Source organism: Ilumatobacter sp., assembly GCF_041688325.1.
GTDB lineage: Bacteria > Actinomycetota > Acidimicrobiia > Acidimicrobiales > Ilumatobacteraceae > Ilumatobacter_A.
The window spans coordinates 1-2,163 of sequence record NZ_JBDNIJ010000456.1 but is presented as its reverse complement, the minus strand read 5'-3'; the positions used below and the strand labels follow the sequence as shown (position 1 = coordinate 2,163).

3 protein-coding genes are annotated in these 2,163 nt (G+C 64.5%); 1 reads left to right on the top strand and 2 read right to left on the bottom strand.

Translation table 11 applies throughout. From position 1 onward, the window contains the following. A partial coding sequence (locus ACH2EI_RS22020; protein WP_395161605.1) for a DUF3179 domain-containing (seleno)protein occupies window positions 1-686 on the top strand: 686 nt, incomplete at its 5' end. A 335-nt stretch (window positions 687-1,021) separates the two neighbouring features. Here the strand turns inward: ACH2EI_RS22020 and ACH2EI_RS22015 are convergent. Continuing rightward, complete coding sequence (locus ACH2EI_RS22015; RefSeq protein WP_395156050.1) at window positions 1,022-1,534, bottom strand: hypothetical protein; 513 nt, start codon at window positions 1,532-1,534, stop codon at window positions 1,022-1,024. An 84-nt stretch (window positions 1,535-1,618) separates the two neighbouring features. Continuing rightward, window positions 1,619-1,924, bottom strand: coding sequence for a discoidin domain-containing protein (locus tag ACH2EI_RS22010; RefSeq protein ID WP_395156052.1), 306 nt, complete (start codon window positions 1,922-1,924; stop codon window positions 1,619-1,621). Window positions 1,925-2,163: the final 239 nt, after the last annotated feature.

Genomic DNA, 2,163 nt, shown 5'->3' with positions numbered 1-2,163 from the left:
TGCGCAAAAGCGACCTGGTGATGTGGGACGACGCAACGACTTCACTGTGGCAACAGATCCCCGGCGAGGCAGTCGTCGGCGACTTCGCAGGAACCCAACTCGAACTCATCCCGACGTCGATCGTGTCATACGGCGACGTGCTCGAGAACTTCCCGGATGCCGTCTCGCTGTCGCGCGACACCGGGTTCGGCATCGAGTACGGCGCCAACCCGTACCGCGCGTACAGCTCAAGCACCTCACCGTTCCTGTTCGACGGCGAACCCGACCCACGCTTCCCGGCATTGTCCAGGGTCGTCGGGGTCACGCTCGACGGGAGTGACAAGGCGTACCCGTTCAGCGTCCTGCGCGAACAGCCTGCAATCAACGACGAACTCGCCGAGACACCAATCGTGGTGCTGTGGGGTGGCGACACCGCCGACGCACTCGATGCGGGCACCATCGCTGAGGGCGAGGCGATCGGCAGTGGCATCGCCTACGACCGCCGTGTCGGTGAGCAGACCTTGACGTTCTCAGTGGACGGGGCCGACGTGTTCACCGACGATCAGACCGGCTCGACCTGGACACTGCTCGGCGTCGCCATCGACGGGCCCCTCGAGGGCGAACAACTCTCGACGGTGAACCATCGCAACGAATTCTGGTTCGCATGGGCCGCGTTCTTCCCCGACGCCCCCGTCGCGGGCGAGTAGCAGCCCTCACGCTGGCGCAAACACGACTCCCGTACAGTCGTTCCCACAATCACCCCCAGTATCTCCGATGTGGTTCGGTCATGAGTCGATTCCGGTAGCCCAAGCCCGCCCGCGCCCGCCTGGAGGATCACTTCGTCTGCAGGATCAGAGATGGGCCGGCGGGCCACATCTCGACGGTGGCCCAGATCATCGCCGGGACGAATGCCCCGCAGCGCGGGCACCAAAGGCACGGTCGGAGTTCAGCAGCGTGGGCCAACGGACCGCACTGCGGTAGGCCAGCGATCGTCAGCGTTGGCTCGCTCGCCGAGTGCTGTTCTCGAGCGTGTATTGGGCTGTCAGGATGGCCCGACGTCCCCGGACCGGGCGAGTTCAGTTGCGAGAGCGTCGAGGTGCCGGTGGACGTGGACCTCGAATGCACGTTTCACTGGCCCAATCGCCAGGAGAGCAGTCCAGAGTCCGCCGCGTAAACGGAAGGTCCCAGTGTGTGTGACCTGCGTACCGGTGGGACATGCGGTGACCTCGAACCGTTCGTGGCACTCGGCGAATGGACCGGCGAGGTGCTCGAAGGTGATGGCGCCGTCCTCCCACGTCACGAGTTCTACGGTGCGAAAGGAGTAAGGCCCCTCCTTGCCAGCGAAGCGCCTGACAATTCGGTGTTCGTCCATTGCGAGGATCTCGTCGGGGTCTTCTGCGAAGCGACGTCTGAACTCGGCGAGAAGGTCATCGGGCGAGACGGCGATTGTGACCACGTCCTCAGCCAGTTGGACCTTCGGTCGCACGGCGAGGAGCGCCATGGCACCGGTGGCGGCGAGTCCGAGGTGGAAAATGCGCATGCCCAGAGCAACCATGCAGCGGTCGTGTCTATTTCGCGCTCGACCCACCCGTCGACGCGTTGCGATCTCGCGACAGAGGGCCAGGGACAACCTGTCCGGTCATCTCAGCAGTCTCCTAGCGCCGAGGTCGATCGTGATGAACGCATCATCGCCATCGTCGTCGCTCGACCACTCGCTAATGCCGGAATCGTCTATGGCGTTCGCCGCGGCGAAGCTGTCGTTGAACTCCGAGCTCACGTCGATGATGGTCGCATCGAGGGCCAGGTTGGGGCCAGGTTCGACCGTGTCTGGTTCTGCCGGACGGTCGTCGGCCTCGGGAATGGTGAAGGTGGCGGTCTCTGACGTGTACAGCGTCCCGTCGGCGGTTGATCCCTGGACCTTGAAGAAGTAGGTCTCTCCCGCCACGGCCCGGGGAGGAAGACATCGTGGCCAACGATGCCGCTGCCGTTCTGGGTGGTCAACACCCGCCGCCAGTCCAATGCAACGGTCGAAACGGCCGCGGAATAAGTGACGAGGCGACCTGGGTTTCCGAACGGTCCGCCCCTCGACCGGGGCACGCCCCCGACCCAACGAGATACCGATGACGAAATACCGAAGCCCACTCGCCGCCCGAACTCTCGACACTGCCGAGGGCGAAGCAGCGG